Annotated in this window: 2 protein-coding genes; both read right to left on the bottom strand. The window is 43.3% G+C overall.

Annotated elements, in window-relative coordinates:
- A partial coding sequence (locus B3B27_RS07135) for a hypothetical protein (RefSeq protein WP_286845699.1) occupies nt 1-198 on the bottom strand: 198 nt, incomplete at its 3' end.
- Nucleotides 199-214: 16 nt separating this feature from the next.
- A partial coding sequence (locus tag B3B27_RS07130) for a SusC/RagA family TonB-linked outer membrane protein (protein WP_286847189.1) occupies nt 215-2,413 on the bottom strand: 2,199 nt, incomplete at its 5' end.

Raw genomic sequence — 2,413 nt, 5'->3', positions numbered from 1 at the left:
TGTGTCGCCCGCCCCGGCAGGTGTCCAGAAATAGAAATTATTTACATACGAACGTGCCAACTGAGGATTAAGCCAGAAGCGCCCCTCGTCGACCTGTGTAGTTGGTTCAATTCCCAGCGGATCGCAGGAAGTGGAGATTCCCATAAATAATAATAAGAAAACCCCGGACATTAAAAATTTATATATATTTCTTTTCATAATTCACTAAGATTTATTATAATGTTACTGTTACCCCTAAAGTATATGAACGCTGCGTAGGATAGCTGCCCAACGTCCCGTTATTATTATAGATAGAAGCTCCGGATGTAATAAATTCGGGATCTTGCAAACCTTTCAACGGGTATGACTTCTTCGTCCACATGAGAGCGTTGGTCACAACAAAACTCAAATCCAGTCCCTGAATATAAGAAACATTCTTCAAGACGTTTCTTTTCATATCGTAGCGTAGGCTGATGTTTTTCAGCTTCAGGTAAGAAGCGTCGAAAGCCCAGATATCTATATAGCTATATCCCCAGCCATTCCCTTCAGGAACCGGGATAGGCAATGCTGCGTTTACATCCGGGTTGCTTGGTGTAAATGCATTCTGGAACGCATACTGTCCGTAGTTCCACATGTAGCTTTGCTGGCTACGGAGAGGTGAAGGCATTGCACCCGATACATTGGTTGCGCCCTGGAAGAAAATTTCGAAATCAAATCCATTCCAGTTTGCACCCATTGTTACGCCAAACTGTGTCAGTGGAGTTGTGCCGGGCTTGTTCAGTGTGTAATAGTCATTAACCCGCCCGTCTCCGTTCAGGTCGACAAGCGCTACGGTTCCTAAAGTCATATTTCGGGAAGCATTGAGCATGGAGTTATACATATCATTCCAGTCTCCGAACTTTCCGTCCGTAGCAAGTCCGAGAGGATATACAGGATGCATCCATCGTTTTCCGATATTATCGAAAGTTGGTGACCACCAGTCGGAACTTTTATCAGTATGGCGGGTTTGGCGTTCATCCCAGTAAGAATAGTTTAGCCCAAGGCGATATCCTACTTTCTCAATTTTGTCTTGCCAGTTGACGGAAACTTCGAATCCTCCCTTACGGGAAGTTGCATAAGGTGCATTGATCTGAGGAATGTTGGGCATACCCAATATATCAGAACGAATCATGTCATCAGTCATATTCATAACATCGCCCTTATTCATATAAAGGAATGCATCGATGGCACCTGTAAGCCGGTCTCTAAACAAACCATAATCCAATCCAACTCCATATTGTGTGCTGCTTGACCAGTGCAGGTCGTTGGCGATGGTGTTTACATACCATCCTACATTCGGATTCATATTTGCACCAAACAACACACGGTTAGTATTTTGTGTGTATTGTGTAAGGAAAGAGAACGGGCTGCCCACTTCATTGCCCACCAATCCTAAACCTCCGCGTAACTTAAACGTGTTTACAATATTGGGATTGATCAGGTTTTTAAACCACGATTCTTGGGAAGCAACCCAGCCTAAAGAAAAAGCCTGAAAGTATCCCCAGCGTTTTTCCGGGCTGTAGCTTAATGAGCCGTTGTAGTTTGCACTGTATTGGAACAGATATTTATTGTCATAATCGTAGGTAAGGCGTCCTATGTATGATGCCGATCCCCATTCCGTGGCATTTCCTTTATTTTCAACCATTTCAGCTCCTAAATCAATCTGTGGGGCAAGAGTGGTAGGGTAACCCCTTTTCTTTGCCGAAGTCCAGTTTTCATGACGTGTCTGACTCTGATAGTTTACCATGGCAGATAAATTATGTTTGCCAAAGGTGCGCGCGTAATCCAACTGAAAGATGCCAGTCAGCAATTTGTATCTGTACCAGTATTGATACATGTTTGCATTAATAGGATTATAGCTTGAAAAACTTGTAGCATAGGGATTATCATATACATTTTCCTGGTCGTGATTAAACTGCCGGTTTGTATTGTAAGTAGTTGTGAAATTTACGCTAGTCGATGCCGATAATCCCTCTACCCAAGGAATAAACCATTTCAAGGCACTGTTCATCTGAAAGCGATATGCTTCTGTATCATTGAATCCGGTATTCAGAAGGGCATCCACAGACCATTTTCTGGGAAGGCCGGTACTCCACACAGGAGGCCTTTTGGGCATCCAGTCGCCATACATTGCATTATTGAAAACACCCTCTCCGCTTGCCGGCTTTTTTTGGTTGCTTGTGTTTCCGTTAAGGTTGAAAGTGAATTTCAGACTTTTGTCTTTCAAAAGGAAAGCATCTGTATTCAGCACAAAGTTTACTTGATTGTACTTGTAGTTTTTACTGACACCTTGTTGATCCATATATCCCAAACTGGAGTAATAGGTTAATCGTTCGCTTCCTCCCCGGAGGCTTACATTGGTCTGGTACATGGGCTGGGTATGGTTGAACATATC

Origin of the sequence: Proteiniphilum sp. UBA5463 (assembly GCF_002427225.1) — a bacterium.
GTDB classification, from domain to species: Bacteria; Bacteroidota; Bacteroidia; order Bacteroidales; family Dysgonomonadaceae; genus Proteiniphilum; species Proteiniphilum propionicum.
Note: the sequence above shows the minus strand (reverse complement) of the source record. Positions and strands in the feature narration are given on the sequence as shown.